The sequence below is a fragment of the Ruegeria sp. CE12 genome (assembly GCF_056537525.1).
The window spans coordinates 115,354-131,836 of record NZ_JBQFRS010000012.1 but is presented as its reverse complement, the minus strand read 5'-3'; the positions used below and the strand labels follow the sequence as shown (position 1 = coordinate 131,836).

15 protein-coding genes are annotated in these 16,483 nt (G+C 53.9%); 6 read left to right on the top strand and 9 right to left on the bottom strand.

The genetic code is table 11. The features are described 5' to 3' along the window. Positions 1-195 (top strand): hypothetical protein (locus ACR0IO_RS20690; RefSeq protein WP_480744289.1); only part of this gene is annotated, 195 nt, incomplete at its 5' end. 97 nt (positions 196-292) lie between these two features. On the opposite strand, the gene msrQ is transcribed toward ACR0IO_RS20690, so the two are convergent. Then, a complete protein-coding gene (gene msrQ, locus ACR0IO_RS20685) occupies positions 293-907 on the bottom strand; it encodes a protein-methionine-sulfoxide reductase heme-binding subunit MsrQ (RefSeq protein WP_480744287.1) in 615 nt (204 codons plus the stop codon). Between the two features lie 4 nt (positions 908-911). Further along, entirely contained in the window at positions 912-1,814 is a 903-nt protein-coding gene (msrP, locus tag ACR0IO_RS20680) for a protein-methionine-sulfoxide reductase catalytic subunit MsrP (RefSeq protein ID WP_155144279.1), read from the bottom strand. 408 nt (positions 1,815-2,222) lie between these two features. Between msrP and ACR0IO_RS20675 the strand changes: the two genes are divergently transcribed. Beyond that, positions 2,223-3,245 carry a helix-turn-helix transcriptional regulator gene (locus ACR0IO_RS20675; protein ID WP_480744282.1) on the top strand — a complete coding sequence of 341 codons (1,023 nt, stop codon included), beginning with the start codon at positions 2,223-2,225 and terminating at the stop codon, positions 3,243-3,245. Positions 3,246-3,383: 138 nt separating this feature from the next. Next, positions 3,384-6,434 (top strand): hypothetical protein, encoded by a 3,051-nt coding sequence (locus ACR0IO_RS20670; protein WP_480744280.1) that lies wholly within the window; start codon positions 3,384-3,386, stop codon positions 6,432-6,434. Between the two features lie 111 nt (positions 6,435-6,545). Here ACR0IO_RS20670 and ACR0IO_RS20665 read toward each other — a convergent pair whose 3' ends face one another. The 6 genes from ACR0IO_RS20665 to ACR0IO_RS20640 all read right to left on the bottom strand — a co-directional run bounded on the left by ACR0IO_RS20665 (position 6,546) and on the right by ACR0IO_RS20640 (position 13,259). After that, entirely contained in the window at positions 6,546-7,346 is an 801-nt protein-coding gene (locus ACR0IO_RS20665; protein ID WP_480744278.1) for an SAM-dependent methyltransferase, read from the bottom strand. A 21-nt stretch (positions 7,347-7,367) separates the two neighbouring features. Further along, positions 7,368-8,102, bottom strand: coding sequence for a TylF/MycF/NovP-related O-methyltransferase (locus ACR0IO_RS20660; protein WP_170335664.1), 735 nt, complete (start codon positions 8,100-8,102; stop codon positions 7,368-7,370). Between the two features lie 79 nt (positions 8,103-8,181). After that, entirely contained in the window at positions 8,182-9,213 is a 1,032-nt protein-coding gene (locus ACR0IO_RS20655; protein WP_170335666.1) for a hypothetical protein, read from the bottom strand. Further along, on the bottom strand, positions 9,210-11,828 hold the full coding sequence (locus ACR0IO_RS20650) for an FkbM family methyltransferase (RefSeq protein WP_480744273.1): 2,619 nt from the start codon (positions 11,826-11,828) through the stop codon (positions 9,210-9,212). The genes ACR0IO_RS20655 and ACR0IO_RS20650 overlap by 4 nt, the downstream gene beginning before the upstream one ends. Positions 11,829-12,115: 287 nt before the next feature. Continuing rightward, on the bottom strand, positions 12,116-12,652 hold the full coding sequence (locus ACR0IO_RS20645) for an SRPBCC family protein (protein ID WP_480744271.1): 537 nt from the start codon (positions 12,650-12,652) through the stop codon (positions 12,116-12,118). A gap of 133 nt (positions 12,653-12,785) precedes the next feature. After that, positions 12,786-13,259 (bottom strand): phosphoribosyl-AMP cyclohydrolase, encoded by a 474-nt coding sequence (locus tag ACR0IO_RS20640; RefSeq protein WP_155144263.1) that lies wholly within the window; start codon positions 13,257-13,259, stop codon positions 12,786-12,788. A gap of 280 nt (positions 13,260-13,539) precedes the next feature. On the opposite strand from ACR0IO_RS20640, the gene ACR0IO_RS20635 reads away from it, so the two are divergent. From ACR0IO_RS20635 to ACR0IO_RS20625, 3 genes are all read left to right on the top strand, one after another. Then, complete coding sequence (locus ACR0IO_RS20635) at positions 13,540-13,929, top strand: hypothetical protein (RefSeq protein WP_480744268.1); 390 nt, start codon at positions 13,540-13,542, stop codon at positions 13,927-13,929. Between the two features lie 63 nt (positions 13,930-13,992). After that, positions 13,993-15,375 (top strand): leucyl aminopeptidase family protein, encoded by a 1,383-nt coding sequence (locus ACR0IO_RS20630; protein ID WP_480744264.1) that lies wholly within the window; start codon positions 13,993-13,995, stop codon positions 15,373-15,375. Next, complete coding sequence (locus tag ACR0IO_RS20625; protein ID WP_480744262.1) at positions 15,372-16,109, top strand: C40 family peptidase; 738 nt, start codon at positions 15,372-15,374, stop codon at positions 16,107-16,109. Before ACR0IO_RS20630 ends, ACR0IO_RS20625 begins: the two co-directional genes overlap by 4 nt. On the opposite strand, the gene ACR0IO_RS20620 is transcribed toward ACR0IO_RS20625, so the two are convergent. Then, on the bottom strand, positions 16,106-16,456 hold the full coding sequence (locus ACR0IO_RS20620) for a DUF2794 domain-containing protein (protein WP_480744260.1): 351 nt from the start codon (positions 16,454-16,456) through the stop codon (positions 16,106-16,108). The genes ACR0IO_RS20625 and ACR0IO_RS20620 overlap by 4 nt on opposite strands. Between the last annotated feature and the right edge of the window lie 27 nt (positions 16,457-16,483).

The following is a 16,483-nucleotide window of genomic DNA, read 5'->3' as shown; positions in this document are numbered from 1 at the left end:
CGGTCTCTCCCGAGCGTCTCAACCGTCTTTCCAGTCCGTCAGGCCGTCTCTCCGACCCGTCAGCACCGCCTCAGCAGCGCCGGTGAAGGGGGTTCTAAGGATAACCAACAAAAGCCGCAAGTGGAAAATTCAAAGAACTTGAAAAAAACAGTACATTCAAGAAATGATGATATTATTCAATTACTTAGCCATTAAACTAACAGCCCAAAACCGCCAAATTGAGATGACAGGCCGCACGAATCCCACAACTGAACGCTAAAATCACAGAGTCACCAAAAGACTCACCCGCGAGTCAGGTGGAATCGACCTGACGGAATCGCATAAGCAGGTTCGAAATCGGCAGCCGCAACGCCAGCAGCCCCAAAATGACAAGCAGATAGATCAGCGGCTCGATCTGGAATCCCTTGGCCAGCATCACGTAATGCAACCCGCCAAGGATCGCCGCAAGATAGACCAGCCGATGCATCTTGCGCCAAGCTGGCCCCATCTTTCGCACAGACCAATTGTTTGAAGTAATCGCAAGCGGCAGCATGAGCAGGAACGCCACCATGCCGACAGTAATATAGGGGCGCTTAACGATATCCGCCCAAATCTGACTGGGCACCTGAACATCCAGAACCAGCCAGACCAGAAGATGCAGCGCGACATATGAGAATGTCAGAACACCGATCGCACGGCGAAATTTCATCAGGTTCAGGCCGAGATGGCGACGCAAAGGCGAGATGGCCAGACCAAGGATCAACAGCTGCAAGGCCAGCTCGCCAAACTCGTGTTCCAATGCTTCGATGGGTTCGACCCCGAGACCGCCGGTGAACCCCAGATAGAACAGCCAGGGTGCAGGCAGAGCGCCTAACAGATACACGGCCCATACGGGAATGCGGCGCAGCAATTGGTTCACGGTCTGCATCGGTTCAGTAGTTCTCCGCCAGATCCATACCCTCATAGAGGCCAGCCACCTCTTCTTCATAACCGTTGAACATCAGGGTTGGTTCGCGGCGTGCAAAGAGACCGCCGCCAATGCGGCGTTCCGATGCCTGCGACCAGCGCGGATGGTTCACGTTCGGGTTCACATTACTATAGAATCCATACTCACGCGGGTTGGACATGTTCCAGCTGGTCGGTGGTTGCGTATCCGTAAGAGTAATACGGACAATCGATTTGATCGATTTGAAACCGTATTTCCACGGCACCACCAGGCGCAGTGGTGCACCATTCTGGTTGGGGATTGTCTTACCATAGATGCCGGTGGCCATGATGGTTAGGGGATGCATCGCCTCGTCCAGACGCAGGCCTTCGCGATACGGCCATTCTAGAACAGGGAAACTGACACCCGGCATTTCATCGGGGCGATAGGCGGTTTCGAACGCCACATATTTCGCACCGTCCTGAACGCCCGCCATCGCGAGCAGATCGGACAGTTCAAACCCGTTCCACGGAATCACCATCGACCAGGCCTCTACACAGCGGAACCGATAGATCCTTTCTTCAATAGTCATTTCGGACAGGATGTCTTTGAAGTCATAGTCACCCGGCCGATCCACAAGACCGTCGATCTTGACGCTCCACGGTTCGGTGATCAGGGATCCTGCATATTTGGCAGGGTCATCCTTACCTGTCCCAAACTCGTAGTAGTTATTGTATGTGGTGATCTCTTCCCATGTGTTCGGCTCCAGAGCTTCCTGAGCGCTTGATGGTCTGGCAACCGCCGCCAACCCGACACCTGCCAGCCCGGCCATAACTTGCCGCCGGTTCAGAAACGCCGCCCTCGGGGTGACGTCTGCATGTGTCAGTTTATTGGTCCAGCGATGCGCCATTTCAGTCTCCGTACTCTATTCACCTTGGTATCGAGGTAGTCAGCTATTAGCACAGAGCCAAGGCAACATGCGTCACGATTGGGAGAAGTGATTGTAACGAAACCAGAGTGCCGCCACAGATACAAATTCACTGGAGCGGATCCGTTTTCATCCAGAGCGGGCCGGCCGAGGGCTGTAAATTACCCCTGAGGCCATCGTGGCCCGACAAACCCTTCAACAACAGAATCGCCGCAGTCAGTACCTGCATAGCGCTGATATCAGTGAGAAAACTGTCGATATTCACTATCGTTCAGAATATTGATTGCCTAGCAGAAACAGAGAACGCGACCATTGCGCCTGACATGGTCGGGACGGTGAATATGACAGCTAAAATGATCCTGTTGCTTTGGCCAAAAAGCGAAATTCAACATGAACAAGCATAGCCCTCAGGATCAGGTGCCAAATCATCTACTGAGGTCGATCTTCGATCTGCCGGATGTTTCAGAACATAAAGACGACGCAATAGCGGCCGCCCAGCTTGATCCTGAATCATTGCGCGATGTCGGTTCGGCCATCCCCCGCGGTGCTGAAAACACTGTGCTGGAATTTCTGGCGACACATCTTGGCCGCCCCTATGCCGGAGCCGAATTCGGAATAGCGCTTGATCCACGCAACAGTTCGCTGCTGACCTACATTCTGTTCAACTCAACGACACTGCATCACGCACTTCATCACGTGCAGCGATTTATGCCCGTCTCGCGCCCGCAGGCTCTGATCGACATCCGCGAAACGCAGGATCACGTGGATGTTGTCATTGATGGCATCGGAACGCATTTGATGCTGAACACCCATCTCATCGAATTTTCATTGGGGACCTTGCTTGGGGCGTTGCGCGTTGCCACCGGGGTCGATCGTCTGGCCACTCAGGTTGGCATATCCGGTGCCCGGCTACACGGCGCAAAGGAACTGGCCACCGTATTTGGGTGTCACGTGAGTCTGGAAGAAGACGCAAACTATCTGCGATTCCCAAAGTCGGTGCTGGCGCTATCCATTCGGGATGCGGATGCACATCTGCTTAGACATCTTACCAGCTACGGAGAGGTGTTGCTCAGCCGGAATCCACGGGCCGTATCCAGACTGACAGACAAGGTTGGGCGGCATGTGTTGCATGGGATGGCTTCCGGACGGCCATCAATGGCCGAAACCGCCTCTGCGCTCGGACTGTCGGAGCGAACATTGACGCGCCGGTTGCTGGAAGAAGGGACAAGTTTCAGAGAGATCGTGTCTGATGCTCAACTTAAGCTTGCACAAGCATTCCTAAGCGATCCCCACCTTTCATTGGCAGAGACCGCGCATCTTTGCGGCTTTTCAGACCAGAGCAGCTTTACACAAGCCTATCGAAGATGGACAGGCCGTACCCCGAAGGCAGACAGAATGTTGCTTATAAAATAACACGAATTTCGCGACTTATTGCCGATGGCGGAGATTCTAAAGGAATTGGCCACATTGGGACATGAATTTTGTGCTTCTCTTGTTACCTACGTCATCTCCACATGTGGAGAATGCAATCATAGGTTGAGGTAGAATATCATGTCCAAAGGAACTTTCACCGATTTCCTCTCGGCGCTGCTGGCGTTTGAATCGGGTTGGGACCGCGAGAGGTACGAAACAGGTGTCATTCAGGACTGGCAGCTGAATGCCTGGGCTGGCGGCGAAGTGACAAAGTTCTTCCCCAATTACACCAGTTGGGGCGATTTGAGTGATTCCGAGTGGGAGTCGATGGCCTATCGCTCGCAAAACTCGTTGGGTTTTGTCGGTTTCCAGTTTGGCGAGGCGTTGCTGATCGATCTGGGTTACTACGACGACGACAAGTTTTACGGAAACGGGGAATCAACCAACAAATGGGATGGAACCTGGACCGGAAAGAACGGCGTCACCTCTCTCGAAGACTTTATGACGAAGGAGGCGCAGACCGTCGCCATTCAGGAAGCGTTCGGCTTCAACCTTCAGATCATTGAGGACGGGCTCAAGAACGCAGGCAAAAGCCTGGACGACTTTCTCGGCACAACCGCGACCTACACCAATGGCAATGGTGAAACCGTCACCGTTGAACTCACCCTTACAGGTATCATGGCTGCCGCTCATTTGCGGGGTGCCTACGGGACATTGAATCTGTTGCTTGGCGGTGCCGTATCCACGGACGAATACGGCACTTCGATCCTGCAATACATCGGGCAGTTTGGCGGATTTGACAGCCCTTCGGTCAGCGACATGATCGCCTTTTTTGAAGATCGCAAAACCGGCGACGAAGGCCTTGGTACACCAGGTGATGATACAAGTGGCGGATCTGGCGGTGGCTCAGGCAATAACCCCGGTGGATCATCGGGTGGCACAGCTGATGTAGACAAGGACAACGCTGATGTTGTGTTGACCTGGTCCTACGGATCCAACACTGAGATCACGGATTTCGATCCTGCAAATGGCACGATCTTTGTCGACTGGATTTCAGCCAATGATCTTGTCATTACAGAAGTGAATGGCTCGGTCGTGTTTTCAGTGCCATCAAATCAGCAAACTCTGACGCTGGTTGGGGTAACTCTGGACGAGCTTTCAGCGCGCAACTTCACCATACTGGACGGCACTGCTGCGCAAGAGATCCTGAGCCTGATCGGTGACGGTGCGACCACGCCGGACCCTGATCCAGCGCCCGATCCAGATCCGACGCCCGACCCCGATCCGACGCCTGATCCAGATCCAACACCTGATCCAGACCCGGAGCCCACACCAGATCCGGATCCGTCACCCGCTGAGACCGGTGACGCATTCAATAATCCCGGTATCACAAAGCAGAATGCCGACGTGGTGGTCACGTGGAACTATGGCCAGCAAACGGTCGTGACCGACTTCGATCCGGCGACTGATACCATCTTCATTGACTGGATCGGCGCAGATGCGTTCGAAATCTCGGAAGTGAATGGTTCTGTCGTCATCAGAGTGCCATCAAACAACCAGACAATTACCCTGCAGGGCGTGACGCTGGCCGCGCTCGAGGCTTCGAACATTCATGCACTGGACTCCACAACCCGTGACGAGCTCGCAACTCTGATCTCTGCTGATGATGACAACGGTTCTGGTCACGGTGGCGGACATTCCGGTGGCGATGGGGGCGGTGATGGTCACACCCATATGCATGTGACCATCGGCTATGACAGCCCGGCGCGCGTGATCGATGGATTCAACCCCGATATGGGGGATGTCATCGAAATAAATGCCGATGTCGACGCCAGCGATTTCAGGATTTTCGAAGAATCCGGGGACGTACTGGGACAAACCGTACGGATCAGCATCACTGTAGATGGGGTTACGACGCGAACGATCCTGACCGGCATCAGCCTTGATGACCTGAAGATCGGAAACTTCTCGATCGACAATCAAGGCGTCCTGAACGAAATCTCCAGCGCAATTGGCCATGTTGCATCGACCCCCTCAACCGGTGGCTACACGCTTACTTATGACACAGACGGCTCAAACCCGGCTGAAGTCACTGGCAGCACCGATGCGGGTGGCCGGGTGTTCAAGGCAGATAGCAATGCCGATGACATCACCGGCTTTGATCCGGCTGCCGATCAGCTAGATTTTGGCGGCACTTCAGTGCATGGCATGATCCTGACAAAGTCTGAGGCAGGCGAGATCGTGATCGATAGCCCGTGGTCGGATGCTGCCCAGATCGTACAGGGTGTGACGTATCAGGATGTAGATATCAGCAGCTTTGGCGTCGTCGGAAACGAACATCTGCGCCAGGATCTTGGTGGCGTTGTTTCATGGGAGAAAGGCGTTGGACCGCGCGAAAGTGATACAGTCTACATCCGCAGTCATGAATACGGCCAGTCCGAGGTCATTGACAACTTTGATCCAACCTCCATGAAGATCAGCTTTCTTTACTTTGGCACACGCGAGCGCCTGAGCGTTGAAGATACCGACGCGGGGTTGGTGATCTCATCCCTGCCAAGTGGTCAGAGCTTTACCTTCACCGGTGTCACCAAAGCAGATCTGATCCCGGGTATGGTCGAATTCCACTTTGATCAGGTCATGGAGGATAATCTTGAGACCCCCTTTGGGTTTGATCAGAATGACGTGACCTTGGTCGACCGTACAGTTCTCTTGACACCATCTGCCCCAAATGGCGCAACCACGGACGGATCGCAAACCCGCACCGGGGATATGACCGGCAGCATCTACGAAGATGAAGACGCTGGCCCAGACTCGGGTTCCGAGGACAACTCAGGTGGCGGTTCGACAGGAACACCCGCCGTAGGAAATGTCGTTCTCGGCGCTGGTGCAGATACGGTGGATATCAATTGGAATTGGGGTACTCAGACCAGGATCGAAGGATTCGATCCTGACGAAGATAGCTTTGATTTCAACGCACTGACCGGCGATCAGATCGATATCCGCGAGGTAGATGGAAATCTTGAGATCGAGGTGCTGGGCAATGGTGGCAACGTCACCACATTGGTGGGCATTCAGGCCGAAGACCTGAACCTGTCCAATTTGGATGCTGATGCAAACAGCCCTCTTCTTGAGGAAGATGGCGCCTTGCTGACCCAGTTAGTCGATCTAGGGTTTGACACTGTCGCCTGAAACGTCAGGCAGGGGCGGTTCGCCGCCCCTGCTCTCTCAATTATCTGATCTGGAACCCCACGGGTTCAGGCGGCTCGATCAAAAGGCTGTCGACACCCTGGCAAAGCCTTTTCAGTTGAGGGGCTTCTGAAACAGCGCAACAATTTGGTATGTTTTCAAAGCGTCACGCTGATAGGCCCGCACCAATTCTTCCGGAGGCTCAAAATCTACCTGATCACGCTGTTCGCGGATCAGTTCAAATCCGGCTGCCTTAAAGCGGGTTAGCAAATCGTCGGCAGTGATCCTGTTCAGAGTATCGAACATGGCCAACAGCAACTTCTTGTGCTGATCGCTAAGGTCCGAGTTGTTCACATCATCATGTACATCGCTGGTCTGCGAGATGAGATGCTCCCATCTGTTATAGCCGATTGCCCAAAGGTGGCTTCCCTCCGGCGCGAAATACAAAGGTGAAATCTGGACAAAGAAATGTCCGCCCGGCTTTAGCCTATTGTAGAGATCCTCGAGAATGGAGGGATAAATCCGGTTGTTTACATGCTCGAAGACAGACCAGCTGAATATAAGGTCGAATGGGCCATCATTCGGAGTTTCCCCGGGAGCGATCTCCTGAAAGGTCAGCCTGTCGGGCACTTCCACACCAAAATGCTCCCGCAAGAATGGAGCGCAGGCTTCTGCTTCATTGTTAATGTCGACTCCGTGAACCTCGGCATCGAACAACAACGCGGCTCCGGCGGCAGAGGTACCACTGCCGCACCCGAAATCCAGAATCTTTTTGCCGGTAATCCCGCCCGCCTCGGTCATCCATTGATCGATAACCGTTGGAATGAACGAGAACTTCGCACGATCGTCCTCGGACGGAAGCTGTTCTGCAGCCTGTATGATCTGCGTCCTGAGATCCAAGGTTGATTCAACCATGAGAATACCCTTTCTTCGTTCTTATATTTTGATGCAGAGTCTGACCTGATCGTTCACCCGGTTCAGCATCGGCGCGCGAATTGTCGAGAAGTATTCGTCCGTCGCCTTGCGAGAGCCTGACCAGTGGCCATAATCGTCGATGATCAGGACCCCGCCCGGTGCCAGCCGCGGGTAAAGAACATCAAGTTCGAACCGAGTGGATTCGTACCAATCAGTGTCGAGGCGCAGGACCGAGATTTGCTCGGGCAATTGATCCTTCAACGTCTCCATCACATCACCTTTTACAAAACGCGCGTTTTGCGTTGAAAGGCCGGCAGCACCAAAGTTCTGGGACACCTGATCGAGCGACGCATAGCACCAGCCAGTTTCGTCGCCGAACGTCTCCATCAATGCCGAAGCGCTGTCACCATTGACATCCACATCTGCTTCGGTCGGAGCAGTCATTCCTTCGTAGGTATCGTAGAGCCAAAGATCGCGCGGTTTGCCAAGTGCCTCGAACGTCAAACCGGCAAGGATCGCACTGCCGCCCATCCATGTGCCGCATTCGACAAAGTCACCGGCAATGCCCGCCGAATGCACATATTTGCACGCATTGTAGAGCGCGAACATCGCGTCCTTACCCGTCATCGAGAAATCACGAGACTTGAGGAACAATTCCATAAACTGTTCGTCTTCATCGATATCCCGGATTGGATAATCTACAAGGTCCGCATCGTGTGTTTCGGAATATACAATCTTTCGAGGTGGAAGTGTCATCGGGGTACCATCACGTTGGGGAGAGGTGTTTAAGGGTTTAATCAGGTATCGTTGTATCCAACAGGAGCTTTGGACAAATTCACTGGCGCATCAGGTCGGTGTTTTTCTCCAACCAACGCTGATAGCCGTCTTTGAATGGATCAGGGTAGTTTGTCCTCAGTTCCTCGCTATCCCTGTACAGCTCCCGTGCCTTTTTGGGAATCTTCGTACCATCCTGGAAAACGCCGTAATACCACCAACCCGCTGGGATCGCAGGATCAGTAAAGCGTATGACCTCACGCTCATACCACGCCCAAAGTTCATAAACTTCAGAATTTCCCTCAGCGTACCTTTCGGTCATTGTGAAGCCAACAGGCCCAAGCTTGGTAAAATGATAGAAGCGCAGTGGCACGCCATTGATCAAAAGACCTCCCTCGGGGGAAACCGACATCGTCCTTTTGCTCAGGTTCCAGCTGGCAACATTGTATCCCGGATCCCGCAGAACCTTCACGTTATCGAAGTAACAGGGAATCAGGTTGCACCACTTCTGATCCACGAACACGCCGATATCCAGCCGGTCATAGCACCATGTATTGAGACGTTCAGTCCACCAATCCGCAAAGGCACGCGCTTCTTCATCATTGCGAACGGCCAGGAACCCAAGGTTATAGGTACCGTAATGCAACGACGTGATCTCGTTATCGCGCACAGCCATTTCTTCGGTGTCGGGTGTGGTTTGATGCGGGGTAAGAACGATCGACCAGTCATCCAGCAAATCGACAACGGGCTGCATTGTCGAGAACACGGCGATATCCGGGTCGAAATAGACGACTTTCTCAACCCCGGGCTGATCCATAATATGCTTGAGTGCTTGCCCTTTAACGGCCGTACAAGCCTCTACGATGTCGTGGCGAAATAACCAGGGTTCGGTCGTTTCGCCATACAATTCATCGGCCGTTACCAGGCGATCGAAATCTTCATGCTCGATAGAATACTCGAACCCCTTTGGGGGATGATCCGTCAGAACCGCCCAGATGACCCAATCCGGATGCTGGCGCCGTAGCGAACTGGCAAGAACACGTGCCCGATTAAGATAACTGAATGAAAAGCTTGTAAATGCATGAACTGTCATTTTGTGCTCATAATTTGAAGATGGGGTATCGCCATGTCGCTGTACTCGGATGACAACACCTCCTCGCGGCGGCGTTGGCGGGCCTTTTGAGCCAGCTTTTGGCAGGCATCACTTCTGACCCAGGCCAATAGGTCTTTGCTGCTGTCCAACACAACACCACGGCCAGTCGATTTGACCAGATGGGAAACGTTGCCAGATTGCCCCTGAGTCACAACATAAGCCGAACTTGTCAGAGCCTCGGCCGTCGTCAACGAAAATGTTTCCGGCCACAGCGCAAAGTGAATCACCAGGTCGATACCCGCTGCAGAAAGAGCCCGCGTCATTGCATCCGGGATCTCGTTGGCAGTCGCATCTACCTGGTGTTTAATAACGTCCAGATCTACATCGGACTTGCCAAAATAGTGGAATTCCAACCCTGGATTGCGGGCTTCGGTCTCAACCAGTGTTTTGAAATCGTTCCATCCCTTGTGGGCCACCGGCGCACCCAGGAAAGCTATTTTCACTGCGCCCTGCGTCCCATCCCCAACTGTTGGCAAGGGTTGCGGTCGCGGCTCGCTTTTAAGAACAGTATGTGACTGAACAATCAGATCCTGCAATCTATAGCCACATGCCTTGACCCAAATGTCTGCTGCGACCTGCGATGGCGCCAGTGCGGTGACTTCGATACGTTCGAAAAAGTCCCGAAAACGTTGCATGTGGTCAGCACGCCCTTTGCCGTACATGCAAATCGTACATCCCTGCGTGTCGATGTCCGGGGCACTACAGTAGCTGAGGTTGTTTCGCATCAGTGTATAGCTTTGGCAGGCAGCAAAGAAATCATGCAGCCAAAAGTGTGCTTTTCCATCACTACTTGCCTCAACCAGTTGTGCAATCACTTCGGGTGAGTGGCCCTGCAGATGGTGGATGACAGAACTGAATTTCTGACCAGCCGCGACCCGGTCCGAGGTTGCTGCGATCAATTCATCATAACGTGCGACCCCGATGCATTCGCCATTCAGGACCAAACGAAAGACCGAAGTCTCTGTTTCAGCATCGGGCAGCAATGCGTTACAGGTCCGGACAGGATGAATGTTCAGATAGTCCAGCCCGGCATCATTGGCGCGGTCCGCTTCAATTTGAATACAGATCTGAGTGCCACCAGTCACTTCGCGATAATTGTCGTGACCTATGCCAAGAACAACCCGATCGCGACCCTCAGCCAGCTTGCTTGCAATTTTGGGCGCATCAAGCACAGGTTCGATGAGCTCGGGCAAGGGTGCCAGAAGCGGTTCGGAACTGGTCGAAGCAATCGCATTGATGACCTTTGCCCGGTGACCTGCGGACGGGGTCGGGAGCCCGGCGGCAGAAGAAGGGGCGCTGCTCAGTTGCCCTTGCAGCTCCGCCAGCTTAGCCAGCGCGTCCTGCGGCCAAACAGTCGATTTCACCAACTTCCTGGTGCCGCGACGATGCTTGGAACTTGTCCTGAAATACAATGCAAAAGGCAGCTTTCGGACGCGTTTGGCCAAGCGGGTCGTATACTCTCTTTCTTCTTTCCATTGCTCCAAAAATGGTGTCAGTTCCGAAGCTGTGGATTGAATTCTCGCCTGAAGCGCCGCCACTTGGTCAGAAGCTTCTTTCTTGTTGTCCAGGTTTTCCTGCTCAAGGTCTCGCAGTTTTTGCTCAAGATCTCGGGTCTTTTGTTCAAACTCCAATTCCTGTCGAGCAGTGTCATATTGCGCCTTGGGAACCTCCAGGATGGCTGCTGCACGCTGGCTCACAAGCGTCGTGCGGCAATACTGCGGCTGCTGCAAAAGCAATAAAGCCAGATCATCCAGTGTTTTGATCTCGGGCAGGAAGTGCTTTTCAACGTGGTCTGAAAACGCTTCAAGCTTGTCTGCTGGCAGGAAAAGCAGGCCGCACTCGGTCCCGCCGTAGAAGATATCTTCGCTCGAACCGTTGAAGTTGTCAGATTGAAACGCCGGCGTGTTCAGACCATAGCAAACATACCCTTGCTCGGACATGTACTGGTGTATCTGTGCTCCGCTGGATACGTCCAGCACTTCACAAAATACAACGGGCCGGTCCTTCGAGAGTATTCTGGTTGCGCCTTTCAATGCGTCCAGCTCAGCGCCCTCAAGGTCAAGTTTGATAAATGAAACTTTCCCCTGCACCTCATCATCGAGGCGCACCATCGTAAGCGTACCACCTGTTTCACAGGCCGTTACTCTGGTGCCGCCAGCATTATCCTCAAACGTTTCGACAACCTGCCCCGTGCCGGGTTCCGCACCCAGAGCCGTTGCCCTCACATCAATGTTGCGCACCGGAGAGGCATCTGCATTCAATTGCAAAATCTGACGGTTCTCAGAAAAAGGTTCAAAGCTGATGACTTTGCCGTCTGGACCAACGCTGTGCGAAAATGCGCGCGCATGCGTTCCATAACATGCTCCACCATCAACGGCCGTATCTCCGTCACTGATGAAGTCGCAAAGAATATCCAGTTCCGATTGAGCCCATTCACCATACAGGCGCAGCGAGTCTGATATCGTGTCGACCCCGTTCGGAATATAGAATTGGCCGTAGCGCGTTTGGACCGACGAACTCGATTGTTCGGGGACTTCCCGTACGTGTTCCTGCATCGATGTCTCCTTGGCGTCGGCTGAAAAATTGCCCTCCCACTACCGTTTAACGAAACACACTTCAACACAAGTTGGTCTGCTCATTTCAGACTGTAGTTTTCATTGACCAGAATCTACGCGTGCGGATACGCAAAACTGCGCGATCTACCGCTCATTCCTTGTGAAACTGATTAAACTCACGCTGCGTATTTGAGTTGACTGGACGATAGGCTGACAAAACACATCCAAAGCGATGTCGTCTTTGGCTTCGACTTTAGCAGCCTACAAAAAAGAGACACCTCTTTCGATCACCCCTGCCCTTCGACAACAGTCTTCAGATTGGACAAACCACGCTCGTAGTCGGAACCAACCCACTCATCCATCATCAAACCCATCCAGCGCATCATCGGGTTCATGCCCAGATCGGATTCGAAGCCCCATGTCACTTTGGTCTGATCGCCCTCGGGCTGCAGGGTAAAGGACGCAGCTGCAGTTCCCATGTCACCAAAATCAAGCGCGGTTTTGACGGTCTGGTTTTCGACGCTTGCAACGATCTCCTGTATTCCACTTCCCACCTGTGGATGTTCCGAACTCCAGGTCAGCGTGTTGCCCACACCTGCGTCCGGTCCGGTATAGGCCAACTTGGTTTCTGGATCGCGCGACAGCCAGGGCGACCACTTTTCGGTTTCCTGCATTGAATTTACAAACGGAAATATCTTACTGGCGGGCGCATCAATCGTGATACTTCGGGACACTTGGGCCTTGTCGGGCAACAGATATGACACGCCGACCAAAATCAGAATAAGAACAAGCAGAGTGACAATAATACGTTTAATGAATCGCATGACGCGCTCCTGATCCAAAAAGCTCTGCGCCGATCATAACAAAAAATGGCGCAAAATCAGAGACCTGATCCGCGCCATTCAAAAACCGTCAGATGCCTGCTTCAGGCCGCCCGTATTGGTTTCAGTGTCAGAGTTACGGTTGATAGGGCAACGATGAATGGTGCAGCACGATACGCAGCACACCATCGGAGTCTTTCTTGTACCCAAAGCTCTTGTCGACCTGTGTCACGTCGCCATTCTTGTCTGTAAGAATGACCTTCCCCATCCACATGCCGACATCGCCTTCGACAAAGGAAGCAGAGGTCACGCTTTCCATCTCACGCCAGCCTTTGATTCCGAAACCGCCATCAAGCGGATACTCGTCGTCATGGCCTACAAAATAGGCAAGTGCGCCATGCTTGGTCGGACGAAAGGTCTGGTCACCAGAGGCAAGAGTTGGCTTAAACAGGACCGATCCCAGATTATATCCGTAGGCCGCGTCCAGAACACCTTCTGCAACAGGACGGGCCGCATCGATACCGCCTTCTTCATAGGCTTTTGAAATGGCGATCAGCCCTTCGCCCCAGGCATTGCGGGCAGCAACCAGTTCATCAGTGGTTATCGGCATGTTCCTATCCCTTCCTGTCCGCCGTCAATCTCATGGTAATTGGCAGCAAGTGTATTTCAAAACAAGGGGTACAGCTTGAAAAGCTGCCCTTGGTTTCAAGCGTGGTAGCGCGCAACCATTTTGCTTCGCATGGTTCAAGCGCACGCACCTATACTTGCGCTGTCTGGTTCTCTAGCCCGAATTCTCCAAAAATTCGAGATATTATCCAAAGCCAACGCAAGGTTTTGCAAAGATATTTTGTGACAGGTTTATTCCACGCCGTGGGGGCGGAAAGATTGGGATGAATGTGGTGGATAAGATTATCACGCTTGAACACAAGGAATCCGTACGGCTGGATTCGGATCGTTTGGCTGGGTTGTATCGTCAACTGGGTGATACCAATGCGGTGGACGTATTATGCCGAACCATCGAAGAGCTGGCTGTGCGTCTTTCAAATTGCGAACGCTTCTGGCGTCAAAGGGATTGGGCTGGATTGCGAAAATGCGCAAAATCACTGGTGGCAATTTCCGAACAGGTCGGAATGACAGCACTCGCCCGGGTGGCCGGGGATGTGGCGCACAATGTGGATGCGGGGGATGCGGTTGCGACAGGTGCAACACTCAACCGCCTGATCCGTGTTGGCGAAGGATCGCTGACCGCTGTTTGGGATCAGCAGGATCTTTCGGTCTGACAGGGGTTGCGGGCGGATAATGGGCGGCTAGTCTGGGCGCAAATCCAAACAGTCGAGACAACCATGACTCTGTCCTTTGCTTCGCCCAACGAACCAGCCCTGCCCCTGCATGTCATCGCAAAAGACGATTTCGAGGACTGGCTGCAGGTTCAGCCTGCCCAGATTCAATCCTGGGTCACCACCAATGGATTTTCCGGTGCTCTGGGTCAGGTTCTGCTAATTCCGGCTGCGGATGGCGCACCAGAGTTTGCATTGGCTGGATATGGGACCAAAGCCAAACGTGTGCGCAAACGGTTTCCTCTGGCAGCGGCGGCAGAGGCTTTGCCAAAGGGAACCTACCGAATTGCATCGGGTGTTCCGGTCGAAGCACTGGCGATGGAGTGTTTTGGCTGGCTGATGACCGGTTATGCGTTTGATCGCTATGCCTCGCAATCTTCTGCAAGCGCGGCGCTGATTGCGCCCAATGAAATTGACGCCGCGCGTATCGAGGCAATGGCCAATGCCGAAGTGCTGACCCGTGATCTGGTCAACACCCCTGCCTCGGATATGGGGCCGGACCAGCTGCAAGCGTCTGCTCAAGCTCTGGCCAAAGAGTTTGGCGCTTCTTACGAAGTGATTGTTGGAGACGCGTTGCTGGTCCGGAACTTTCCGATGATCCACGCAGTGGGCCGTGCGGCGGAACAGGCACCACGCCTGATCGAGATGAACTGGGGATCTTCCGGACCTAAACTGACGCTTGTGGGCAAAGGCGTCTGTTTCGATACAGGTGGGCTGGATCTGAAACCTGCCGCCGCTATGGGCTTGATGAAAAAAGACATGGGCGGGGCCGCAAATGTGCTGGGGCTTGCCCGCATGATCATGGCGCTTAATTTACCGCTGCAACTGCGGGTGCTGATCCCAGCTGTTGAAAACTCGGTCGCAGGAAATGCGTTCCGCCCCGGGGATATCCTGACATCCCGCAAGGGCTTGACGGTTGAGATTAACAACACTGATGCCGAAGGGCGTCTGGTTTTGGCGGATGCGCTGACACTGGCAGACGAAGGAAGCCCGGATCTGGTGATCTCGATGGCGACGCTGACCGGTGCGGCGCGCGTCGCTGTTGGGGCCGACCTTGCACCATTTTACACGGATGATGATGGGGCCGCAGATGCACTGACTCGCGCGGCCCGGCAGGTGGCTGACCCCGTATGGCGGATGCCGTTTCACGAACCATACGAAACCCTGATTGAACCCGGTATTGCCGATCTGGACAATGCCCCTTCAGGCGGGTTCGCCGGATCGATTACCGCAGCCCTGTTTCTGCGTCGGTTTGCCGGTGACAGCCGGTACATGCATTTCGATATCTACTCGTGGCAGCGCAGCAAGGAACCCGGGCGCAGCAAGGGTGGTTTGGGTCAAGGCCCGCGCGCGCTGCTGACCGCATTGCCCGAGATGCTCGGCCTATGACAAAGCAACGCGTGATCAGACCCGTTGTCGATCTTCTCCGCGATCCGAATGGTCCAAGGGATCGGCAACTACTGTATGGCGATACGGTGACGATCACCGAGACATCGGATCATTGGAGCCGTGTTACCTCTGACAAAGATGGTTACTCTGGCTGGATCGCCAGTGAGGTGTTGGGAACGCCGGAACCGGTCACGCATTATGTCAAAGCTCCGGCAACGCATGCCTATCTCAAAGCTGATATGAAAACTCCGGATCGGACCTCATTGAGTTTCGGCAGCAAGGTACGGGCATTGTCCGAAACAGAACGTTTCCTGGAAACAGATCTTGGCTTCATTCCCAAGGTGCATCTTGCCTCTGACGGATCGCAGATGACCGATCCGGTCGCGGTGGCTGAGCTGTTTCTGGGTACCCCCTATCTTTGGGGTGGCAACAGTCGGTTTGGCGTAGATTGTTCAGGTTTGGTACAGGCTGGTCTGCTGGCCTGCGGCATTGCCTGTCCGGGCGACAGTGGTGATCAGGAACGTGCGCTGGGCGAAGATTTGCCCGAAAGCACACCTGCAAAACGCGGAGATTTGTTGTTCTGGAAAGGCCACGTGGCGTGGGTTGCTGGGGAAAACCTGCTGCTTCACGCCAATGCGTATCACATGGCCGTGGCCTTTGAGCCCATGGATGAGGCCATTGCCCGGATCAATTCCCAAGGCGACGGGCCTGTTACTTCCCACAAAAGGCTCTAATCAAGGTCTACTGAACGTATCAGCTTGCGCTCCAGCACGCGCAGAACCGACCGCAAATCATGCCCGCGCTTGAGGATACGTCCATCCATCCCCACGACCGAATACATGCCCTGTTTCACTCGCAGGCGCGGGTGTTTTTCCACGCGATAGATCGGGTGCTCGGCAGTGCGGCGAAAGATCGAAAAGACTGCCAGATCACGTAGGTTCGAGATACCGTAGTCTCGCCATTCTCCGGCGGCTACCATTCGGCCATATACGGATAGGATTAGGGACATTTCGCGTCTGTCGAACGCGACCGGCATCTGTGCCGGACTTGCAGAAAACCGGCTGGGAGGCTGCATGTTCATACTGTCAGCCTTGCCGGAAACCGCGCT